Below are 20,386 nucleotides of genomic sequence, written 5' to 3' on the forward strand. Positions count from 1 at the left end.
GGTCAGGGTGCGTCCGGCTGATCGGGGCCGAGGGCGCCTCAGGACGCGCGCGATCCGTGGGGGCCGAGCGCTCAGGGCGTCGGTCCCGGTGCGGTGAAGGCGCGGGCCGCGTCGTTGACCGGACGCGGGGCGTGCGCCGCGTCCAGGGTGAACAACGGGATGTCCAGGCCGTCCGCGCGGGCGCGGGCGTCGGCGGTGTAACCGGCCCGGGAGAAGTGGACGCCCCGCGCCGAGCGGATCATCGCCGTCAGCCACAGGCACTCCACGTCCCGCAGACAGGCCGGCCGCTCGCCCGGGTCGACATGGGCCACCAGACCGGGGGCGACCAGGCCGATGCCCTTCGGCGGGCGCCGGCGGGCCCGGCGCACATCGCGGTGGCCGAGCCGGTGCAGCAGGCGCGCGGCCGCGACGACCTCGTCCCACGGCCCTGGCATGCCGCCCGCCACCGGCACCCGTACCACCGTGCCGCACGGGCAGCCCAGCTCCGGCTGCGGCCACTCGCCCTCGCGTCCGCACGCCCCGCAGCGCAGTGACACCCACTGCTCGTCCCACACCCGGTGCGTCACGGCCGTGGGTGCCCCGCGGGGGTCCAGCGGCGGTACGACGGGGGCGCCGCAGGCGCAGGGATACACCGGCACGGTGAAGCGCCGCTCGCGTCGGCAGGACGGGCAGCGCACCGGAACGCTCTCGGGCATGGCCCCCTCCCAGGCGTCGCGTCGGCTCGGCGCTCCCATGGTCCTCCACCTGTCCACCGTCTGTCCGTCTCTTGACGGTCTTCGTCCGGCCCCTTACATTGCTTCCAGATAGTAGAAATTAGTTTCCGCAATACGGAAGTTCGGGAAGCTCCGGACGCCGGACGGCGGAGCTGGACTGGACGCGGACACGAACTCACCGCAGGGCGCGACGGGGAGAGCGAATCCGACAGCCGAAGCAGGAGTAACTCCATGGCTCGTATGACCGCTGCCCGTGCGGCAGTCGAGATCCTCAAGCGCGAGGGTGTCACCCAGGCGTTCGGTGTGCCGGGCGCAGCGATCAACCCCTTCTACAAGGCGCTGCAGCAGGGCGGAGGGATCGACCACACCCTCGCCCGCCACGTCGAGGGCGCCTCCCACATGGCCGAGGGCTACACCCGGACCCAGCCCGGGAACATCGGTGTCTGCATCGGTACGTCCGGCCCCGCCGGTACCGACATGATCACCGGTCTGTACTCCGCGATCGGTGACTCCATCCCGATCCTGTGCATCACGGGCCAGGCGCCCACCCATGTGATCCACAAGGAGGACTTCCAGGCCGTCGACATCGCGTCGATCGCCAAGCCGGTCACCAAGATGGCGGTGACCGTCCTGGAGGCCGCGCAGGTCCCCGGCGTCTTCCAGCAGGCCTTCCACCTGATGCGCTCCGGCCGTCCCGGCCCGGTCCTGATCGACCTGCCGATCGACGTCCAGCTCACCGAGATCGAGTTCGACCCCGAGACGTACGAACCGCTGCCGGTCTACAAGCCGACCGCGACCCGCGCGCAGATCGAGAAGGCGATCTCCTTCCTGCTCGCCTCCGAGCGCCCGGTCATCGTCGCCGGCGGCGGTGTCATCGGCGCCGACGCCGCCGACCTGCTGGTCGAGTTCGCCGAGCTGACCAACACCCCGGTCATCCCCACCCTGATGGGCTGGGGCGCGCTGCCCGACGACCACGAGCTGAACGCCGGCATGGTCGGTGTGCAGACCTCGCACCGCTACGGCAACGCCAACTTCCTGGAGTCGGACTTCGTCCTCGGCATCGGCAACCGCTGGGCCAACCGTCACACCGGCTACAAGCTCGACGTGTACCGCGGTGAGCGCAAGTTCGTCCACGTCGACATCGAGCCCACCCAGATCGGCAAGATCTTCCCGCCGGACTACGGTGTCGTCTCCGACGCCAAGGCCGCGCTGGAGCTGTTCATCGAGGTGGCGAAGGAGCTGAAGGCCGAGGGCAAGCTCCCCGACCGCGGTGCGTGGGTCGCCTCCACGCAGGAGCGCAAGGCGACGCTGCTGCGCCGTACGCACTTCGACAACGTGCCGATGAAGCCGCAGCGCGTGTACGAGGAGATGAACAAGGCCTTCGGCCCGGAGACGCGCTACGTCACCACGATCGGCCTCTCCCAGATCGCCGGCGCGCAGATGCTGCACGTCTTCAAGCCGCGCCACTGGATCAACTGCGGCCAGGCCGGCCCGCTCGGCTGGACCATCCCCGCCGCGATCGGTGTCGCCAAGGCCGACCCGGAGTCCCCGGTCGTCGCGCTCTCCGGCGACTACGACTTCCAGTTCATGATCGAGGAACTGGCGGTCGCCGCACAGCACAAGGTCCCCTACGTCCACGTGCTGGTGAACAACTCCTACCTGGGCCTGATCCGTCAGGCTCAGGCCGGCCTTGACATCAACTTCCAGGTCAACCTGGAGTTCGAGAACATCAACTCGCCCGAGATCGGCGTCTACGGCGTGGACCACGTCAAGGTCGCCGAGGGCCTGGGCTGCAAGGCGATCCGGGTCACCGAGCCGGACCAGCTGGGCGCGGCCCTGGAGCAGGCGAAGAAGCTGGCCGCGGAGTACCAGGTGCCGGTCGTCGTCGAGGCGATCCTGGAGCGGATCACCAACATCGCCATGAGTAAGACGATGGACATCAGCGACATCACCGAGTTCGAGGACCTGGCCACCGAGCCGGGCCACGCGCCGACGTCCATCAAGCCGCTGAAGGTCTGACGTCCGCGGCCTGACACACCGGTCTGACACACCGGCCCGAGCGAGGGCGGTCCGTTCCGTGGGGGGACGGGCCGCCCTTCGGCGTGCCCGGGGAACGGGACGGCCGTCAGTCGAAGCCGCCTCCGCCACCGCCGCAACCGAACCCGCCGCCGTGGTGGTGACCGCCGTGGTCGTGGCCGCCGTGGTGGCCGTACGGCGTGCCGCCGCCGGCGTCCCGGTCGTCGCCATGTCGTACGTCGTGTCCGGCGTCCCGGTCGTAGGAGGCCTCGCCGCCAGTGATCCCCCGCAGGCCGTTGCCCGTGCCGAACGGGAAGAGTCCCTCGTCCGCGAGGGCGCCGCGGCCCGTCAGCCCCGCCGTGCGGGAGAACCGTGGCAGCAGCGCCATCAGGGCCCGCGTGCCGTACAGGGCGACGGCGAAGAGTGTCTCCTCCTCGGTGAGCCCCTCGGGGCCCGCGGGGAGTGGATGACGCTCGCGCAGCTCCGCGAGCAGCCGGCCTGCGGCACGGGTACGGCGCGGTGGCAGCGGGCGCAGCATCCCGGCCGTGGTGAGGTCGGCCCGCAGCCGGGCCAGGGCGCGGTGCACCGTGGGCCGGCCGGGCAACTCGCGGGGCCCTGCGGGCCGGTAGAGGGCCGTGCGTACGGCCTTCTCCAGGGGGTGCCGGACGGTCGCCGTGTCCCCGCCCCGCCCGCTCCTGCGCACGGTCCCCGGCCGCCCGGCGTCGACGGTGCCCCGCAGATGCAGGGCGACCACGGCGACCGTGACGGCGGCACGCGGCCCGGCCCGCACCAGGGCGGCCTCGTGGGGCCCCAGAAGAACACCCGGCTCGCTCATCCCCACCACCCCCGTGGAGGGCGGTCCACCGCCCCCGTGCCGGTGGACCGCGTGAGCCGTATGTGCCCACCGGCGGGGGGTGCCGAAGCCTGCGCGGGGCCGGTTCAGAGCTGGATCTGAGGGTTGCGCGGGATGGCTACGACCCCTTGTGTACGTCGCCGGTGGACTCGTGGTGTTCCGACAGGCCCGGCCAGTCGTCGGGGCCGCCGCCCTGCCACTCGACGAAGTCGCTCTCCGCCACGTCCGTGACATACAGGTCGGCCAGCCGCAGGATCTCGGCGACGTCGTCGATGTGCGTGGCGACGCCCAGCGTCTCGTCGCCCTCGGTGACCCGCCGTGAGCCGTCCAGCGCCGGCGGGTGCACCACGACGTGCGGGTGCTCCGTTGCGTGCGTCATGTCTCAAGGCTGCTGCCGCCCCGGCGCCGCCGCACCCCGGAAAACGCCGGGCAGCGCGGACGGTACTTCGCAGACCACCGGGCGGCGCGGGGCAGCGCGGGACGGCACTTCCGGAAAACGCCGAACGGCGCGGGACGGTACTCAGGAAAACGCCGAGCGGCGCCGGATGCGGGACCGTCCGCATCCGGCGCCGCTCGGCCGGTGAGGCATCTTCGGTTGTGGCCGTCCGACGGCGCGAGACTGGGCGCGACAGGACATTCGCGCCGCCGGACGGAGTCTGTGGGCCCCCAAGGGGCTCTAAGGCCCCCGGAGAACGGGCTCCGCTGGAGCACCGAACCCGCGAGGTGGCCAGGGCTCCCGCCGGAGCGAGCGCCCCGCGGAGCCAGAGGCTCCTGCCGGAGCGAGCGCCTCGCCGGAGCAAGGGCTCCTGCCGGAGCAAGCGGCCCGCCGGAGCCGAGGGCTCCTGCCGGAGCGAGTGCCCCGCCGGAGCGGGAGGCTCCTGCCTGAGCAAGCGCTCCGTTGGATCATGCGCCCCCCGGAGGGGAGTGGCTGGGACCGCGGCGGATGCGACGGAGCCGGACGTTCCTGCCTCACGTCGGCAGTCGCGTCACGTTCCTTCACCACCGCACTGGCTCGCACGCCGCCGCGGTCCTCGCCCTGCCCACCATGCCCCGCGATCACCCCTCATCCGGATCGCGTGGCGGCGGGTTCTGCGCGTCCGGATCCCGGCCTCCCCGCCGGGTCCGGACGCAGCTTCACGGCCTGAAGGATCAGTCCTCGCGCAGGGCGCGGACCGCCTCCTCCACGCGCTTGCCGTACTCGAGGTCGGCGGCGTGGAAGTGGGCCAGGTTCTTCTCGATCACGTCGTTGCGGGAGACCTGCGACAGGCCGCCGGCGATGTTCGCGATCAGGCGGGACTTCTCCTCCTCCGACATCAGCCGGTACAGCTCACCGGCCTGGAAGAAGTCGTCGTCCTTGGTGTGCAGCGGGGCCTCGTGGGTGCCGGTGTGACCGGAGACCGCGAGGGGAGCCGACAGCGGGCGGCCGGTCTCGACCGGGCCGTCGTAGGAGTTCGGCTCGTAGTTCTTCGCGTCGCGGCCCTGGGCGTTGAGCGCCATGAAGCCGTCGCGGCCGTAGTTGCGGGCGCCGCCCGGAACCGCCTTCGGCGAGTTGACCGGCAGCAGGGTGTGGTTCACGCCCAGGCGGTAGCGGTGGGCGTCCGCGTAGGCGAACAGACGGCCCTGGAGCATCTTGTCCGGCGACGGGCCGATGCCCGGCACGAAGTTGTTCGGGGAGAACGCGGCCTGCTCGACCTCGGCGAAGACGTTGTCCGGGTTGCGGTCCAGCACCAGGCGGCCCACGCGCTGCAGCGGGTAGTCCTTGTGCGGCCACACCTTGGTCAGGTCGAACGGGTTGAAGCGGTAGTTCGCCGCCTCGGCCGCAGGCATCAGCTGGACGTAGAGGGTCCAGGACGGGTGCACGCCGCGCTCGATGGCCTGGAGCAGGTCAGTCTGGTGCGAGTTGGGGTCCTTGCCCGCGAGCTCGGCGGCCTGGTCGCTGGTCAGGCAGCGGATGCCCTGGTTCGTCTTGAAGTGGTACTTGACGAAGAAGGCCTCGCCCTTGGCGTTCGTCCACTGGTAGGTGTGCGAGCCGAAACCGTCCATGTGGCGGTACGACGCCGGGATGCCGCGGTCACCCATCAGCCACGTGATCTGGTGCGTGGCCTCGGGGGAGTGGGCCCAGAAGTCCCAGACGTTGTCCGGCTCCTGCTTCCCGGTGAACGGGTCGCGCTTCTGCGAGTGGATGAAGTCGGGGAACTTGATCGGGTCCTTGATGAAGAACACCGGGGTGTTGTTGCCGACGAGGTCGTAGTTGCCCTCTTCGGTGTAGAACTTCACCGCGAAGCCGCGCGGGTCACGGACGGCGTCCGCGCCACCGAGCGAGTCGGCCACGGTGGAGAAGCGCAGGAACACCTCGGTGCGCTTGCCGATCTCGCTGAGGAAGTCGGCGTGGGTGAAGCCGGTGACGTCGTCGGTGACCTCGAAGTGGCCGTAGGCGCCGGAGCCGCGGGCGTGCACGACACGCTCCGGGATGCGCTCGCGGTTGAAGCGCGCGAGCTTCTCCAGGAGCTGCTGGTCCTGGATCAGGAGCGGCCCGCCGACGCCGGCGGAGGCGGAGTTCTGGTTGTCGGCGACGGGGGCGCCGGACTCGGTCGTGAGCACGCGCTTCGACATGTGGACCTTCCGAACGGGACTGCTGAAGCCTGGTGGCGGTGCAGTGAGCGTAGGGACGCCTGACCAGGGGCGTCAACAGTTTGTTGAAGTCAATTTCAACGTTTTGTTGAAGTGGTGGGCATGCGTGGTTCCGGGCCGTGGCGGCGCGTGGGCGCGACGGGACAGGTGTCGGCGCCGCCACGGCCCGGAAGATCCGGGAGGGTCGGACCCGGGTCGGATCCGGGTCGGATCTGGGTCAGATCTGGGCGCCGGAGAGGCGCTCCACGGCCCGCAGCAGGGCCGAGTGGTCCAGGCCGCCGTCACCCTGGGCGCGCAGCGAGGCGACCAGATGGGCGACCACGGCGCCGACCGGCAGGGCCGCGCCGACGTTGCGGGCGGCGTCGGTGACGATGCCCATGTCCTTGTGGTGCAGGTCGATACGGAAGCCCGGCTTGAAGTCGCGGTTGAGGAAGTTGTCCTTCTTCCGCGTCAGCACGGTCGAGCCCGCCAGGCCGCCGTTGAGGACGTCCAGTGCGGCCTTCAGGTCGACGCCGGACTTCTCCAGGAAGACCACGGCCTCGGCGCACGCCTGGATGTTCACGGCGACGATGAGCTGGTTGGCGGCCTTCACGGTCTGGCCCGAGCCGTGCGGACCGCACAGCACGATGGTCTTGCCGAGGGCCTCGAGGATCGGCTTGGCCTGGTCGAAGTCGGCCTGCTCGCCACCGACCATGATCGACAGTACGGCCTCGATGGCGCCGGCCTCGCCGCCGGACACCGGGGCGTCCAGGACGCGGATGCCCTTGTCCTTGGCGGCCTTGGCCAGGTCGACGGAGGTCTGCGGGGTGATCGAGGACATGTCGATCAGCAGGGCGCCGGACTTGGCGTTCTCCAGGATGCCGTCCGGGCCGTAGGCGATGGCCTCGACCTGCGGGGAGGCGGGCACCATCGTGATGACGACGTCGGCGTCCTTGACCGCCTCGGCGATCGAGCCGGCCGCGGTGCCGCCGGCGGCGGCCAGGCGGTCGAGCTTGTCCTGCTCGAGGGTGAAGCCGGTGACCTGGTAACCCGCCTTGATCAGGTTCTCGGACATGGGGGAGCCCATGATGCCGAGGCCGATCCAGGCGATCTTGGGAAGGTTGCTCATGACGGGGGTGCCTCTCTAACTGCTGTGCTACGTCGGTGAGGTGGCGCCGGCTGACAGGCGCCCCGGGTGTCAGCGGGCGGCGCGCGCCTCGCGCGGCAGCCACTCGAAGGCCTCGGCGCTGGGCTTGTCGCCCGGCTTGTACTCCAGGCCGACCCAGCCGTCGTAACCGGCCTTGGTCAGCTGGTCGAGGAGGTCCTCGAGGGGCAGCGAGCCGGTGCCGGGGGCGCCGCGGCCCGGGTTGTCGGCGATCTGCACGTGGCCGGTCTTGGCCGCGTACTGTTCGATGACCGACGGCAGGTCCTCGCCGTTCATGGACAGGTGGTACAGGTCCATGAGGAACTTGGCGTTGCCGAGACCGGTCGCCTCGTTCACCTTGTCGACGATCTCGATCGCCTTGGGCGCGCTCACGATCGGGCACTTGGGCGACTCGGGCTGGTTGAGGGCCTCGATCAGGATCGTCCCGCCGACCCGTCCGACGGCCTGGGCCGCGAGGACGAGGTTCTCCAGGGCGAGGGCGTCCTGCTCGGCCGGGTCCACGCCGTCGACGCGGTTGCCGTACAGGGCGTTGAACGTGGTGCAGCCGAGGGACTGGGCGAAGGCGATGGCCACGTCGATGTTGGCGCGGAACTTCTCCGACTCCTCACCGGGCACCGAGAGGGCGCCGCGGTCGGGACCGGGCAGCTGCCCGGCGTAGAAGTTCAGGCCCGTGAGCTGTACGCCCGCGTCCTCGATCGCCTTCTTCAGGGCGTCGAGCTCGGACTGCTCGGGGGTGGGGGTCTCGATCCAGGGCCACCACAGCTCGACCGCGGTGAAGCCGGCCGCGGCGGCGGCCGCGGGACGCTCCAGGAGCGGGAGTTCCGTGAAGAGGATCGACAGGTTGACGTTGAAGCGCTGGTCTGCGAATCCCATCTGGGGCCGCGCTCCCTTCCGTTAGTCGAGTTTCCGTATTACGGAAGTTCGTTTCTGCGTAATGGAAGATTGCCGTCGTGTGTCGCGCCTTGTCAAGAGGGGTTCGGCTGACGGACGGCCGAGGACGGTGTGACCCGCCCCTCGCCGGGCGGCGGAGGGGGCCTGCCGGCTGCTCGGTCCGGCCTCGGCGGAGGCTGCACGAAAACGGGTGCCGGGCGTTAGGTTGTGCGCGTGCGATTGAGAGTGGAGTTCACGACCGAGCCCTTCGATCTCGACGAGGCGCCGCCGCATGCCGTGGTCGCCCGCGAGGTCGTGGAGGCGGCCGAGCTGGACGCCGTGGACGTCGGACCGTTCGGCAATACGGCGGAGGGCGACGCCGACGCCGTGCTCACGGCGGTCGACGCGCTGCTGCGCAAGTCGCTCGCGGCCGGCGCCACCCGCATCTCGCTGCAGGTCAACGTGATCGACGGGATCGGGGAGGACGAGTGACCGGTACCGGGGACGAGCCGTTCATCGCGGCCGTGAAGCCGCTGGTCGATGCGATCGGCGGCGAGATGATGCCGCCGGACGAGGCCCGTCCCGACGACGTGGTGCTCACCTGGGAGGGTACGGACGTCGTCGCCGTACGGCTGCCGCAGCTGGCCGACTCCCTCGACCACATCCTGGCCGCGATGGAGCGCCGCAAGGGCATGCCGCTCGCCGACCTGGACCGCAAGGCCAAGCAGGAGATCGTCCGCATACTGGAGGCCCGCGGCGCCTTCTCGGTCCGCCACGGCGTGGAAACCGTCGCCGGCGCCCTCGGCGTCAGCCGCTTCACGGTCTACAACTACCTGAACCGCCAAAAGGGCGCGTAACCGCGCCGCTCCCACCAGGCCCCCAGCGGGGCTGCACCCCCCAGCCCGGCCCCTCCCCCCACTCGCCCCCGCCGGGCACGGCGGTGACTGCGCACCGCGCGAGCCGCCCCCCGCCGGGTACGGCGGTGACTGCGCACCGCGCGAGCCGCCGCGCACCGGCTCACCTGAGCCCACCGGTCAGCTCTGCGCCCGGCAGGCCCCGGTTCTCTGGCCCACCCGGCCCTCGCCGGGCGTGGACGCCGCTGCAGCGTGCGGGCTGGGGCCCGGCCCGGCGCGCCTGCCAGCCATGGGCGCCATGCGCCGAGCAGGCTCCGGTTCCCTCGCCCACCCGGCTCGCCGGGCATGGGCGGCACTGCATCCTGAGGTCCCGGTTCCCTGGCCCACCCGGCCCCCGCCGGTGGCGGACGCCCCTGCGCCCTGCGGGCTCGGGTGGCCCCTGGCCCGGCTCCTGCCAGTCATGGGGGTCATGCGCCCGGCAGGCCCCGGTTCTCTGGCCCACCGGCCCTCGCCGGGCATGGCTGCCCCTGCCCCCTGCGGGCTCGGGGTCCTTGGCCCGGCTCCTGTCGGACGTGTGCGCCCTGCGCCCTGCGGGTCCAGGCCCCAGGCCCGTTCGGCCCCCGCCAGGCCGGGGCCCGGGTCCCTGCCTCGGCTCTGCCAGGCATCGGCGCTCCTACACCCAGCACGTCCCGGGGTCTGGCCTGGCGGCCCTCGCCGGTCCTGGGCGCCCGGGCTCGGCAGGGCCTGGGTGTCCCGGCCCGCCGGCCCTCGCCGGACATGGTGCGCCCGCGCGCTGACTGTCCGGGGCCTCGGTCACCCGATCCCCGTCGGGCACGGGCGCCCCCGTGCCCAGCAGATCCTCGGGCCTGTGGTTCGTCCGGCTCGGCAGGTGGCTGCCTCGGGGGCCCGGCTGGTCGCCTGTGCGGATGGGCGTTCCTGGATTCTGCCGGCCTGACCGCCGCAGGGGTCCCGGCCCCCGATGGGCCCCCGGCTCGTCCGTGTGGCTCTCCGGTTCGTCCGGTGGGGTGTGTCCTGGTCCGTGCCGTGTTCCGTCGCGTGCGGGACCATGGCCGTGGCGGCCTCCCGGGGTCCCTCTCGTCGGGGAGTCGGACGCCGCCCGGCATGGGCATGCCGTGCCCGCCGCCGGCCCACATGCAGCCGTTCGTCAAGGCGTCGTATTTGTTACGCCGAATTTTCAACAAACTGTTGACGTCGTGTTTCGGAGGGCGTTAGCTATCGGCAGCCCGTTCAGCACAAGGCCACGGAGGCACCCGTGACTTCGACTTCCACGCCGCCGGGCCTGGCCCGCTTCAACGCTTCGCAGGACGACGTGGCTCGCGCCGCGCTCCTCGAGGCGTGCAGCTCCACGGCATGGGCGCAGCGGCTGCTGGCCGCCCGCCCCTATGCCGGCCTCGAAGATCTCTACGCAGCCAGCGACGCCGCCATGGCGGAGCTGACCGCGAAGGACCTCGAGGAGGCCATGGCCGGGCACCCGCCGATCGGCCGCCCCAAGCCGGGGGATCCCACCTCCGCTCGGGAACAGCGCGGCATGGCCGGCGCATCCGAGGAGCTCAGGGCGGAGATGCTCGAGCTGAACCTGGCCTACCAGGAGAAGTTCGGCCATGTCTTCCTGATCTGCGCCACCGGCAGGACCGGTGAGCAGATGCGGGATGCCGTCAAGGAGCGGATCGGTAACTCGCCGGAGCAGGAGCGGGAGATCGTCCGCACCGAGCTGGGCAAGATCAACCGCATCCGACTGGCACGACTCGTCGAAGAGGACTGACAGCAGCCATGAGCACCAGCACCACCGCCTCGGTGTCCACGCACATCCTGGACACCTCCGTCGGCCGGCCCGCCGAGGCCGTCGCCGTCCACCTGTCGGCCCGCTCCGGGCTGGACGCGGACTGGCAGGCACTCGGCGGTTCGGCCACCGACGCGGACGGGCGGTGCAAGGACCTCCCGGCCCTGCCGGAGGGGACCACACACGTACGGCTCGACTTCGACACCGAGACGTACTTCGCCAAGAAACAAGCCGCGGCCCAGCAGGACGCCCCCGCGCTCCGGGACAGCGAGAACAGCCGGCCGGTGTTCTTCCCCGAGGTCACCATCGCCTTCGCGGTGGTGCCCGGTGAGCACTACCACGTTCCGCTGCTGCTCAACCCGTTCGGCTACTCCGTTTACCGAGGGAGCTGACCGACACCATGACCCGTTTCGTCCTGGGACAGAACCAGTACGGCAAGGCAGAGAACCGCGTCGTAAAGATCACGCGTGACGGCGACACGCACCACATCAAGGACCTGAACGTCTCCGTCGCCCTCTCCGGCGACATGGAGGAGGTCCACCGCAGCGGTTCGAACGCGAACGTCCTGCCCACCGACACCACCAAGAACACGGTGTACGCGTTCGCCAAGGAGCACGGGATCGAGAGCGCCGAGGACTTCGGCGTCAAGCTCGCCCGCCACTTCGTGGACAACACCGGGTCCATCAGCCGGGCCCGCATCCGCATCGAGGAGTACGGCTGGGAGCGGATCGAGACGTCGCAGTCCGGCGCCCGCTTCGTCGGCTCCGACGAGATCGCCCACTCCTTCGTCCGCAAGGGCCAGGAGACCCGCGTCGCGGAGATCACCTACGACGGCCACGGCATCCAGGTGCTCTCCGGCTTCAAGGACCTGACCGTCCTGAACACGACCAACTCCGAGTTCTGGGGCTACCTGAAGGACAAGTACACCACCCTGAAGGAGGACTACGACCGGATCCTCGCCACCACCGTCTCCACCTGGTGGCGGCACAACTGGGACGGCATCGACTCGCACGCCCCGGACTGGGACCGCTCGTACAACGGGGTCCGCAAGCACGCGCTGCAGGCGTTCGCCGAGACCTACTCGTACTCGCTCCAGCAGACCCTCTTCGAGATGGGTGTGCGGGTGCTGAACTCGCGCGACGAGGTCGACGAGATCCGCTTCTCGATGCCCAACAAGCACCACTTCCGCTCGGACCTGTCGCCCTTCGGGATCGACAACGAGGCGAAGGACGGTGCTGTGTACTACGCCGCCGACCGCCCCTACGGCCTGATCGAGGCCACCATCCTGCGGGACGGCGCTGAGCAGCTCATCCCGGTCGACATGACCAACCTCTGACGCGGGGCGCGTGTCCCCGGACCCGGCCGCCGGGCCCGGGGACACGCCACACCGGAGGGAACACAATGGCACAGCCTGCAATGGAGCCGGTGAAGGGCTCCTGTTCCACCCCGCCGGTGCACACCGAGGACGCCGTCACGTCCGTGCACCCGGTGGACGAGAAGCTCCACCTCTCGCGGCTCGTCCCCGCCGCGCTCCAGCACATCGCCGCCATGTACGCAGGCGTTGTCACTCCTCCGCTCATCATCGGCCAGGCATGCGGACTCGACATCGCGGCCCGCACCCGCCTGATCGCCGCGTCCCTGCTCATCGCGGGCGTCGCGACCATTCTCCAGACCATCGGCGTCAAGGGCTTCGTCGGCAACCGGCTGCCCTTCGTCAACGCCGCCTCCTCCGCAGGCATCGCCCCGATCCTCGCGATCGCCGAGACCAACGACAAGGGCCATCAACTCCCCGCGATCTACGGCGCGGTGATGGTCGCCGGTGTCTTCTGCCTGGGTGTCGGACCCTTCTTCGGGCGGCTCCTGCGCTTCTTCCCGCCGCTGGTCACCGGCGTGGTCATCACGCTCATCGGCGTCACCCTGATGCCCGTGCCCGTCAGCTGGGCGCAGGGCGGCGACAAGAGCGCCGCGGACTTCGGCGCCATGAAGTACCTCGCGCTGGCCGGCTTCACCCTCGCCGTGATCCTGCTGATCCAGCGCTTCGGCAAGGGCTTCGTCAAGCAGGTCGCCCTGCTGTTCGGTCTGCTCGTCGGCACCCTGGTCGCCATCCCCTTCGGCATGGCCGACTTCAGCGCCTTCAAGTCGGCGCCCGTGGCCGCGCTGCCCACACCGTTCGCCTTCGGCACCCCCGAGTTCCAGCCCGCGGCCATCCTGTCGCTGTGCATCGTGATGCTGGTGCTGATGACCGAGTCGAGCGCCGGCATGCTCGCCCTCGGCGAGATCTGCGACCGCCGCGCGAACGCCAGGACGATCACGCGTGGCCTGCGCACCGACGGCATCGCCACCCTGATCGGGCCGGTCTTCGGCGGCTTCCCCACCTCGGCCTTCGCCCAGAACGTCGGCGTCGTCTCGCTGACCCGGGTGCGCAGCCGCTACGTCGTCGCCGTCGCCGGCGCGACCCTGCTGGTCCTCGGCGCCTTCCCGGTACTCGGCGCGGTCGTCTCCCTGGTCCCCATGCCGGTCCTCGGCGGCGCGGGCATCGTGCTGTTCGGCTCGATCGCCGTCAGCGGCATCCGCACCCTGTCGGAAGCCGGCCTGGACGACAGCTCCAACATCATCCTGGTGGCCGTGGCGCTCGGCGCGGGCATCATCCCGCTGGCCGCCCCCACCTTCTACGCCGACTTCCCCGCCTGGGCGCAGACGGTGCTCGGCTCCGGCATCAGCGCCGGCGCGCTCGTCGCGGTCCTGCTCAACTTGTTCTTCCATCACCTCGGCACCCGGAGCGGCCAGACAGCCCCGGCACTCAAATCCTCCTAGGGTCCTGCCGTGCCCTCCCCGTGGACCCACCCCCGTCCACGGGCCGCCACCGAAAGACAAGGAAGCACGATGGCAGTATCGGCAGCCCAGCGCATCGTGATCGAGAACTGCGCGATCGCCACCGTGGACGCGGGCGACACCGAGTACGTGTCGGGACACCTCGTCCTCGCCGGGAACAGGATCGAGTCGGTCGGCGCCGGTAAGGCTCCCGAGGGCCTGCAGAACGTGGTGCGCCGGATCGACGCGAGCGGTCATCTCGCCACGCCCGGGCTGGTCAACACCCACCACCACTTCTACCAGTGGATCACCCGGGGCCTGGCCACCGACCACAACCTGTTCGACTGGCTGGTCGCGCTGTACCCGACGTGGGCGCGCATCGACGAGCAGATGTGTTACTCGGCCGCGCAAGGATCGCTCGCCATGATGGCCCGCGGCGGTGTCACCACCGCCATGGACCACCACTACGTGTTCCCGCACGGCTCCGGTGACCTGTCCGGCGCGATCATCAAGGCCGCCGCCGAGATGGGGGTGCGTTTCACGCTGGCCCGCGGCTCGATGGACCGCAGCGTCAAGGACGGCGGGCTGCCGCCGGACTTCGCCGTGGAGACGCTGGAAGGCGCGCTCGCGGCGACCGAGGACACCGTCCGCAAGCACCACGACGCCTCCTTCGACGCGATGACCCAGGTGGCCGTCGCGCCCTGCTCACCTTTCTCCGTGTCCACCGAACTCATGCGGCAGGGAGCGGAGTTGGCCCGCCGCCTCGAGGTGCGGCTGCACACCCACGGCTCGGAGACCGTGGAGGAGGAGAAGTTCTGCCACGAGCTGTTCGGCATGGGCCCCACCGACTACTTCGAGTCGACGGGCTGGCTCGGTGAGGACGTGTGGATGGCGCACTGCGTCCACATGACCGACTCCGACATCGCCGCGTTCGCCCGTACGAAGACCGGCGTCGCCCACTGCCCGTCGTCCAACGCCCGCCTCGCGGCCGGCATCGCCCGCGTCCCCGACATGCTCGCCGCGGGCGTCCCGGTCGGCCTCGGCGTCGACGGCACCGCCTCCAACGAGTCCGGTGAACTGCACACCGAGCTGCGCAACGCCCTGCTGATCAACCGCCTCGGCGCGCACCGCGAGGCCGCGCTGAACGCCCGCCAGGCGCTGCGCCTCGGCACCCACGGCGGCGCGCGGGTGCTCGGCCGGGCCGACCAGATCGGCTCGCTGGAGGCGGGCAAACTGGCCGACGTGGTGCTGTGGAGGATGGACACCCTCGCCCATTCCTCCATCGCCGACCCGGTGACCGCGCTGGTCTTCGGCGCGGCCGCCCCGGTCACCGCCTCCTTCGTCAACGGCCGGCAGATCGTGGAGGACGGGCGCCTGCTCACCGTCGACGAGGACGCCGTCGCCCGCTCCACCCGCGAGGAGGCACAGCGCCTCGCCCGGATCAGCGCCCAGGCCTGATCCCCCCAAGTCTCCGGCCGAGAGGGACGGCTCCCGGCCGGGAACCGTGGATCCGAGCGGGATCCACGGCAGCCGTCTCCGGGGCGCGCGTGAACGCGCGCGCCCCGGAACGGTCTCACCGCTCACCCGCGCCACCCCCCGTCACGGTCCCGCACGACCTCGCACCACCTCCCAGATATCCACGTCGGCCCCACGACGTGTTAGCCGCCCGGAGGAGCAGCTGTGGCCGCCCACCCCGTAGATGAAAAACTCCCCGCACTCAAAATGGCGACCAGCGGCTTGCAGCACGTCGCCGCCATGTACGCCGGAGTCGTCGCCCCACCCTTGATCGTCGGCGCGGCCATCGGCCTCTCCGGCGCCGAACTGACGTTCCTCACCGGCGCCTGCCTGTTCACCGCGGGCCTCGCCACGTTCCTGCAGACCCTCGGCATCTGGAAGATCGGTGCCCGGCTGCCGTTCGTGAACGGCGTGACCTTCGCCGGTGTCGCCCCCATGACCGCGGTGGTCGCCTCCACCCACGACAAGTCCGACGCGCTGCCGATCATCTTCGGCGCGGTCATCGTCGCCGGTCTGCTCGGCTTCCTCGCCGCTCCCATCTTCAGCAAGGCGCTCCGCTTCTTCCCGCCGGTCGTCACCGGCACCGTGATCACCCTGATCGGGGTGTCGCTGCTCCCGGTCGCCTTCGGCTGGGCCCAGGGACCCAATCCCAAGGCCGACGACTACGGTTCGACGACCTACCTCACCCTGGCCGGCATCACCCTGCTGATCGTGCTGCTGCTGCGCCGTTTCACCACCGGCTTCGTCAAGCAGATCGCCGTGCTGCTCGGCCTGATCGCCGGCACGGTCATCGCGATACCGTTCGGCGTGACGGACTTCAGCCCCGTCGGCGAGGCCGCCGTGGTCGGCTTCCCGACCCCGTTCCACTTCGGCGCCCCGCAGTTCCAGCTCGCCGCGATCCTCTCGCTGTGCGTGGTGATGGTCGTCTCGATGACCGAGTCGACCGCCGACATGCTGGCGCTCGGTGAGATCGTCGAGCGTCCCGCCGACGAGAAGACCATAGCGGCCGGCCTGCGTGCCGACACCCTCGGCTCGGCGATCAGCCCGCTGTTCAACGGCTTCATGTGCAGCGCCTTCGCGCAGAACATCGGCCTGGTCGCGATGACGAAGATCCGCAGCCGGTACGTCGTCGCCACCGGCGGCGCCTTCCTGGTGCTGATGGGCCTGTGCCCGATGGCGGCCTCACTGATCGCGGTCGTGCCCCGCCCGGTCCTCGGCGGCGCCGGAGTGGTGCTGTTCGGCTCGGTCGCGGCGAGCGGCATCCAGACCCTGGTGCGGGCCGGTCTCGAACGGGACAACAACGTCCTGATCGTGGCCGTCTCCCTCGCCGTCGGCATCATCCCGATCACCTCGCCGGAGTTCTACCACTCCTTCCCCGAGACCGCGAAGATCGTCCTGGACTCGGGCATCTCGACGGGCTGTGTCACGGCCGTGGTGCTCAACCTCCTCTTCAACCACATCGGCAAGAGCCGCGAGGCCCAGGACGTGACGCACCCCATGGAGGCGGGGGAGGAGATCGCCGCTGCGCACTGAGACCGGCGGTGAGGGCTTGACCGGCCGGGGGAGACGGAGAGACGCCGTCACCCCCGGCCGTTGCCGTGGGCGGGCTCAGCCGGCCCTGCACGGGGTGACGGCGGGCAGCCGGCCCCCGAAGTACGAGCGAGGCGGCACGCCCATCAGCGAGCGGAAGTCGGTCGTCATGTGCGCCTGGTCGAAGAAGCCCGTGGCGGTGGCCAGCCGGGACCAGGGTGTCGTCGTGGCGCCGGTGACGACCGCGCGGACGCGGTCGATCCGGGCGTAGTGCTTGGGGGAGACGCCGACGCCGTCGGCGAACAGGTTGCGCAACTGGCGTTCGCTGACGGCGAGTTCCCGGGCGACCTCGCCGACCTGTGCCGGGGCGCGGCCGGGGCGGACCGACAGCCGCTCCACGCCGGCCCGCAGCAGCGCAGCGCGGGCCGGGTCGGACAGGGCCGGCAGCAGCCCGGGGAGGGTCTCGGCGAGCCGGAGCGCGGCCTCGCCCGGGTCGAGCCACCGCAGGGCGTCGGCGAGCCGGCGGGATGTCGCTCCGGGCAACTCCTCCAGCCGGACGACCCGGCCGACCAGCTCGGCGGCCGACACACCCAGCAGGGGGCGGACCGTGCCCGGCAGCAGCCGCAACTCCGTACAGGAGACCCGGGCCTTGCCCACATGGTAGGAGGCCCGCACCCGGGGCCCCACGACCAGGACGTCGCGGTGCCCGTCCTGCGTCACCCGCAGCACCACCCGGGTGATCGCATCGGGCAGCCGCACCACCGCGTCCTCGGGCGGCTCGGCGAAGGACAGCGTCCGCACCCCGGCGATCCAGGGGCGCAGCGCCTCGGGCGTGGTCAGGGCCTGCTCGGCGATGGCGTTCGGCACCTGACGAGCGTACGGGCGCGGCAGCGTCCGCGGGCCGGTGAACCGTGCCGGAATCTCCAAGAACCGGCGGGCCGGCCCGGCTCATCGTGGACCCATGATTGTGGTGACGGGTGCCACGGGCACCATCGGTGGCGAAGTGGTACGACAACTGGCGGCGCTGGGTGAGAAGGTGCGGGCCGTGACCCGCGACCCGGGAAGGGCCCGCGTGCCGGCGGGCGTGGAGGTCGTGCGCGGCGATCTGCGGGAGCCGGACTCGCTGCGGGCCGCGGTGGACGGAGTGACGGCCGCCTTCCTGCTCCGGCCCGCCGGTCCGGACGAGGGTCAGGACGGCGTGCTGGTCGCGGCGGCGCGCGCGGCGGGCGTGCGCCGGCTGGTGAAGCTGTCGGCCCTGGGCACGGGCGAGCCGCGCCTCGGCCCGTTCGCGCGATGGCACCTGGACGGTGAGCGGGCCGTGCGGGACAGCGGCGCCGAATGGGTCGTTCTGAGACCCTCGACGTTCGCCTCCAACGCGCTGGCCTGGGCCGACGCGATCCGGGCGGGGGAGCCGGTGCCCAACATGACCGGCGACGGCGCGACCGGCGTGATCGACCCGCGCGACATCGCCGAGGTGGCGGTGCGGGCGCTGCTCGACGCACGCCACGCCGGACGGACGTACACCCTGACCGGGCCGGAGGCCGTCAGCGTGCCGGAGCAGACCGCCGTGCTCGCCGACGTCCTGAAACGCCCGGTCACCACGCGCGACCTGACGCCGGAGCAGACGCGGGACTTCCTGCGCACGGGCTGGGGCCTGGACGAGGAAGGGGCACAAGCCGTACTGGTGGGCACGGAGTTCGTCCGCGAAGGCCGTAACGCGCTGGTCAGCGAGGACGCTGCCGAGGTGCTCGGCAGGCCGGCCAGGCCGTTCAGGGACTGGGCACACGACCATCGGGAGGCGTTCACCGCGGGGTGACGAGGTCCGGTGTCACAGGCCGAACAGACCCGGGTGGTCGGCCAGTTCCTTGAAGCGGGCCTGCGGGTTCGCCACCAGGCGGCGGGCCTTCAGGTCCAGCAGCCCGCCGACCGCGGTGATCTCGGCGGCGACCGTGCCGTCCGTCCTGCGGATCGTCTGCTGCATGCGGAAGGTCTTGCCGCTGCCCCACTCGAAGGCACACGTCACGTCGACCTCGTCCCCGGCGAGCAGCTCCCGCTGGTAGCGGATGGTGGTCTCCAGGGCGACCGGTCCGACGCCCGTGGCGATCAGCCCGGCCTGGGTGATGCCGGCCGCCCGGAGCAGCGACCAGCGAGCGTGCTCCGCGTAGTTGAGGTACACGCTCTGGTTCAGGTGTCCCTGTACGTCGGTCTCGTATCCGCGGACGCTGATCCGGACGGAGAACGGCTCGCTCATCACTTCCCCTTCGCGTTCCTTGCACTGCCCACCGATCTTGGCACGCCCCGGACCCCGGACGCGGGGACTCCTCACACCCGGCGCGGGGAAGCGAGCAGATAACGGGCCCGGGTGCGGGGCTCGGTGTACTCGCCGGCCTGCCAGCCGGCCGCCTCCAGCGCTGCCGCGCAGCCGCTCAGGGCGTCCGGGCCGTCCGCATGTACGGCGACCGCCTCCGGCTGCGCCGTCGCCCGCACCCGGTACCCGCCCTGCCCGCCCCCGGCGGGCCGCTGCCCGGCCGCCTCCAGGGCGAGCGCCGCGGCCGGCACGAGATGCGTGCGCTCCCAGCCGCACGGGCGGTCCACGGCACCGTCCGGATTGGTCATCCGGCGCAGCTCCAGCAGCCCCTGCCAGGCGCTGTGCACCTCACGCGCCCGGGACGGTCCGGTGTCCGGCGGCTCCTCCTCACCGCCCGGCCGCGCGCTGAACACACCGGTCGCGGGCTGCGCGGGAGCCGGCTCGGGCGGCGCGGACACCGGCGTCTGACGTATCCGGTGCCCGGCGGGCGTCAGGAAGTGGTCGTGCGGCGGCCGCGGATGCCGGAACGCCAGCCCCTGCCTCACCAGCGTCGCGAGCTGTGCCGGCGTCCCCCGCAGCCGTCCGGTGACGGGGTCGGCGGCGTCGATGACACGCCGCTGCGCGGCGCTGGGCGGTCGGGTCACGGCGTACTCCTTCCTGCGCGGCTCCCGTGGCCGGGATGTCAGCCGCTTCGCAGGCTACGCCGGGGGTCTGACATTCCAGCCGGCGATCACCGGCCGCCCGTGCTCGGTGCCCAGCCGGCACAGGGCGCCGGTGGCGAGCTGGAACAGCGCCCCGTGCTGCGGCGGCAGCCCCAGCCGACGGGCGGTCAGCACCCGCAGGAAGTGTCCGTGGGCGACGAGCAGGACGATTCCCTCGGTGTTGTTGAGGGCGGCGTCCACCTTCCCGAGCATCCGGTCGGCACGCTCCCCGACCTCCTCGGGACTCTCCCCGGGGTGGTCCGGCGGCCCCGGCGCCACCCCGTCCGTGAACAGGAACCACCCCGGCCGCTCCCGCTGGATCTCCACGGTGGTGACGCCCTCGTACCCGCCGTAGTCCCACTCGCGCAGATCGGCGTCCACGCGCGCGTCGCGCACCCCGATCAGCTCGGCCGTCTCGCGCGCCCGCTGCCGGGGGCTGACGAACGCGGCCCCGATCCGGTGCGAGCGGATCAGCGGCATCAGCCGCCGCGCCTCCTCGCGCCCGTGCTCGGTCAGCGGGACGTCCGTCGACCCGGTGTGCCGGCCGGACCGCGACCACTCGGTCTCACCGTGCCGGACCAGAAAGAGATCACCCACGCCTCACAGGCTACGGGCCCGGTCCGCCGGCCGCTCGCCGTC

General features: G+C 71.5%; 20 protein-coding genes. 10 read left to right on the top strand and 10 right to left on the bottom strand.

Going from position 1 to position 20,386, the window contains the following annotated elements:
• Nucleotides 1-71: 71 nt before the first annotated feature.
• Entirely contained in the window at nucleotides 72-695 is a 624-nt protein-coding gene (locus ACZ67Q_RS01140) for a hypothetical protein (RefSeq protein WP_471174883.1), read from the bottom strand.
• Nucleotides 696-944: 249 nt separating this feature from the next.
• Between ACZ67Q_RS01140 and gcl the strand changes: the two genes are divergently transcribed.
• Nucleotides 945-2,732 carry a glyoxylate carboligase gene (gene gcl / locus ACZ67Q_RS01145; protein ID WP_471174885.1) on the top strand — a complete coding sequence of 596 codons (1,788 nt, stop codon included), beginning with the start codon at nucleotides 945-947 and terminating at the stop codon, nucleotides 2,730-2,732.
• A 106-nt stretch (nucleotides 2,733-2,838) separates the two neighbouring features.
• On the opposite strand, the gene ACZ67Q_RS01150 is transcribed toward gcl, so the two are convergent.
• The 5 genes from ACZ67Q_RS01150 to ACZ67Q_RS01170 form a co-directional block, all read right to left on the bottom strand.
• Entirely contained in the window at nucleotides 2,839-3,564 is a 726-nt protein-coding gene (locus ACZ67Q_RS01150; protein ID WP_471174887.1) for a DUF2207 domain-containing protein, read from the bottom strand.
• A 136-nt stretch (nucleotides 3,565-3,700) separates the two neighbouring features.
• Nucleotides 3,701-3,961 carry a hypothetical protein gene (locus ACZ67Q_RS01155; RefSeq protein ID WP_471174889.1) on the bottom strand — a complete coding sequence of 87 codons (261 nt, stop codon included), beginning with the start codon at nucleotides 3,959-3,961 and terminating at the stop codon, nucleotides 3,701-3,703.
• 770 nt (nucleotides 3,962-4,731) lie between these two features.
• Nucleotides 4,732-6,195, bottom strand: coding sequence for a catalase (locus tag ACZ67Q_RS01160; RefSeq protein WP_471174893.1), 1,464 nt, complete (start codon nucleotides 6,193-6,195; stop codon nucleotides 4,732-4,734).
• Nucleotides 6,196-6,430: 235 nt separating this feature from the next.
• Nucleotides 6,431-7,321: a 2-hydroxy-3-oxopropionate reductase gene (locus ACZ67Q_RS01165; protein WP_471174895.1), complete on the bottom strand. Its 891-nt coding sequence runs from the start codon at nucleotides 7,319-7,321 to the stop codon at nucleotides 6,431-6,433.
• Nucleotides 7,322-7,390: 69 nt separating this feature from the next.
• Nucleotides 7,391-8,230 carry a TIM barrel protein gene (locus ACZ67Q_RS01170; protein WP_471174897.1) on the bottom strand — a complete coding sequence of 280 codons (840 nt, stop codon included), beginning with the start codon at nucleotides 8,228-8,230 and terminating at the stop codon, nucleotides 7,391-7,393.
• 231 nt (nucleotides 8,231-8,461) lie between these two features.
• On the opposite strand from ACZ67Q_RS01170, the gene ACZ67Q_RS01175 reads away from it, so the two are divergent.
• From ACZ67Q_RS01175 to ACZ67Q_RS01210, 8 genes are all read left to right on the top strand, one after another.
• Nucleotides 8,462-8,719, top strand: coding sequence for a YkoF family thiamine-binding protein (locus ACZ67Q_RS01175; protein ID WP_361635698.1), 258 nt, complete (start codon nucleotides 8,462-8,464; stop codon nucleotides 8,717-8,719).
• Nucleotides 8,716-9,084, top strand: a complete 369-nt coding sequence (locus ACZ67Q_RS01180; RefSeq protein ID WP_471174899.1) for a helix-turn-helix domain-containing protein — start codon at nucleotides 8,716-8,718, stop codon at nucleotides 9,082-9,084. The genes ACZ67Q_RS01175 and ACZ67Q_RS01180 overlap by 4 nt, the downstream gene beginning before the upstream one ends.
• A gap of 1,270 nt (nucleotides 9,085-10,354) precedes the next feature.
• Complete coding sequence (uraD, locus tag ACZ67Q_RS01185; RefSeq protein WP_471174901.1) at nucleotides 10,355-10,864, top strand: 2-oxo-4-hydroxy-4-carboxy-5-ureidoimidazoline decarboxylase; 510 nt, start codon at nucleotides 10,355-10,357, stop codon at nucleotides 10,862-10,864.
• 8 nt (nucleotides 10,865-10,872) lie between these two features.
• Nucleotides 10,873-11,274 carry a hydroxyisourate hydrolase gene (uraH, locus tag ACZ67Q_RS01190; RefSeq protein ID WP_471174903.1) on the top strand — a complete coding sequence of 134 codons (402 nt, stop codon included), beginning with the start codon at nucleotides 10,873-10,875 and terminating at the stop codon, nucleotides 11,272-11,274.
• A gap of 8 nt (nucleotides 11,275-11,282) precedes the next feature.
• Nucleotides 11,283-12,218, top strand: coding sequence for a factor-independent urate hydroxylase (gene pucL / locus ACZ67Q_RS01195; RefSeq protein WP_471174905.1), 936 nt, complete (start codon nucleotides 11,283-11,285; stop codon nucleotides 12,216-12,218).
• Between the two features lie 65 nt (nucleotides 12,219-12,283).
• Nucleotides 12,284-13,696 carry a nucleobase:cation symporter-2 family protein gene (locus ACZ67Q_RS01200; protein ID WP_471174907.1) on the top strand — a complete coding sequence of 471 codons (1,413 nt, stop codon included), beginning with the start codon at nucleotides 12,284-12,286 and terminating at the stop codon, nucleotides 13,694-13,696.
• 69 nt (nucleotides 13,697-13,765) lie between these two features.
• Nucleotides 13,766-15,151: an 8-oxoguanine deaminase gene (locus tag ACZ67Q_RS01205; RefSeq protein WP_471174909.1), complete on the top strand. Its 1,386-nt coding sequence runs from the start codon at nucleotides 13,766-13,768 to the stop codon at nucleotides 15,149-15,151.
• A 222-nt stretch (nucleotides 15,152-15,373) separates the two neighbouring features.
• The gene (locus ACZ67Q_RS01210; RefSeq protein WP_471174911.1) at nucleotides 15,374-16,741 is read left to right on the top strand and encodes a nucleobase:cation symporter-2 family protein; all 1,368 of its coding nucleotides are present in this window, start codon (nucleotides 15,374-15,376) and stop codon (nucleotides 16,739-16,741) included.
• A gap of 75 nt (nucleotides 16,742-16,816) precedes the next feature.
• On the opposite strand, the gene ACZ67Q_RS01215 is transcribed toward ACZ67Q_RS01210, so the two are convergent.
• Nucleotides 16,817-17,605, bottom strand: a complete 789-nt coding sequence (locus ACZ67Q_RS01215; RefSeq protein WP_471174913.1) for a helix-turn-helix domain-containing protein — start codon at nucleotides 17,603-17,605, stop codon at nucleotides 16,817-16,819.
• A gap of 94 nt (nucleotides 17,606-17,699) precedes the next feature.
• Between ACZ67Q_RS01215 and ACZ67Q_RS01220 the strand changes: the two genes are divergently transcribed.
• Nucleotides 17,700-18,554 carry an NAD(P)H-binding protein gene (locus ACZ67Q_RS01220; RefSeq protein WP_471174915.1) on the top strand — a complete coding sequence of 285 codons (855 nt, stop codon included), beginning with the start codon at nucleotides 17,700-17,702 and terminating at the stop codon, nucleotides 18,552-18,554.
• A gap of 12 nt (nucleotides 18,555-18,566) precedes the next feature.
• Here the strand turns inward: ACZ67Q_RS01220 and ACZ67Q_RS01225 are convergent, their stop codons facing one another.
• From ACZ67Q_RS01225 to ACZ67Q_RS01235, 3 genes are all read right to left on the bottom strand, one after another.
• Entirely contained in the window at nucleotides 18,567-18,989 is a 423-nt protein-coding gene (locus ACZ67Q_RS01225; protein WP_471174917.1) for an acyl-CoA thioesterase, read from the bottom strand.
• Between the two features lie 71 nt (nucleotides 18,990-19,060).
• Nucleotides 19,061-19,690, bottom strand: coding sequence for a hypothetical protein (locus ACZ67Q_RS01230; RefSeq protein WP_471174919.1), 630 nt, complete (start codon nucleotides 19,688-19,690; stop codon nucleotides 19,061-19,063).
• 54 nt (nucleotides 19,691-19,744) lie between these two features.
• Nucleotides 19,745-20,344 (bottom strand): histidine phosphatase family protein, encoded by a 600-nt coding sequence (locus ACZ67Q_RS01235; RefSeq protein ID WP_471174921.1) that lies wholly within the window; start codon nucleotides 20,342-20,344, stop codon nucleotides 19,745-19,747.
• Between the last annotated feature and the right edge of the window lie 42 nt (nucleotides 20,345-20,386).

The sequence above is a fragment of the Streptomyces sp. NPDC036813 genome, from assembly GCF_055609245.1.

Coding starts and splice junctions, on each gene's coding strand:
- ACZ67Q_RS01220 (WP_471174915.1), top strand. CDS start 17,700: ATGATTGTGGTGACGGGTGCCACGGGCACCATCGGTGGCGAAGTGGTA.
- ACZ67Q_RS01165 (WP_471174895.1), bottom strand. CDS start 7,321: ATGAGCAACCTTCCCAAGATCGCCTGGATCGGCCTCGGCATCATGGGC.
- uraH (WP_471174903.1), top strand. CDS start 10,873: ATGAGCACCAGCACCACCGCCTCGGTGTCCACGCACATCCTGGACACC.
- ACZ67Q_RS01160 (WP_471174893.1), bottom strand. CDS start 6,195: ATGTCGAAGCGCGTGCTCACGACCGAGTCCGGCGCCCCCGTCGCCGAC.
- ACZ67Q_RS01170 (WP_471174897.1), bottom strand. CDS start 8,230: ATGGGATTCGCAGACCAGCGCTTCAACGTCAACCTGTCGATCCTCTTC.
- ACZ67Q_RS01205 (WP_471174909.1), top strand. CDS start 13,766: ATGGCAGTATCGGCAGCCCAGCGCATCGTGATCGAGAACTGCGCGATC.
- ACZ67Q_RS01140 (WP_471174883.1), bottom strand. CDS start 695: ATGCCCGAGAGCGTTCCGGTGCGCTGCCCGTCCTGCCGACGCGAGCGG.
- pucL (WP_471174905.1), top strand. CDS start 11,283: ATGACCCGTTTCGTCCTGGGACAGAACCAGTACGGCAAGGCAGAGAAC.
- ACZ67Q_RS01225 (WP_471174917.1), bottom strand. CDS start 18,989: ATGAGCGAGCCGTTCTCCGTCCGGATCAGCGTCCGCGGATACGAGACC.
- ACZ67Q_RS01150 (WP_471174887.1), bottom strand. CDS start 3,564: ATGAGCGAGCCGGGTGTTCTTCTGGGGCCCCACGAGGCCGCCCTGGTG.
- ACZ67Q_RS01200 (WP_471174907.1), top strand. CDS start 12,284: ATGGCACAGCCTGCAATGGAGCCGGTGAAGGGCTCCTGTTCCACCCCG.
- gcl (WP_471174885.1), top strand. CDS start 945: ATGGCTCGTATGACCGCTGCCCGTGCGGCAGTCGAGATCCTCAAGCGC.
- ACZ67Q_RS01155 (WP_471174889.1), bottom strand. CDS start 3,961: ATGACGCACGCAACGGAGCACCCGCACGTCGTGGTGCACCCGCCGGCG.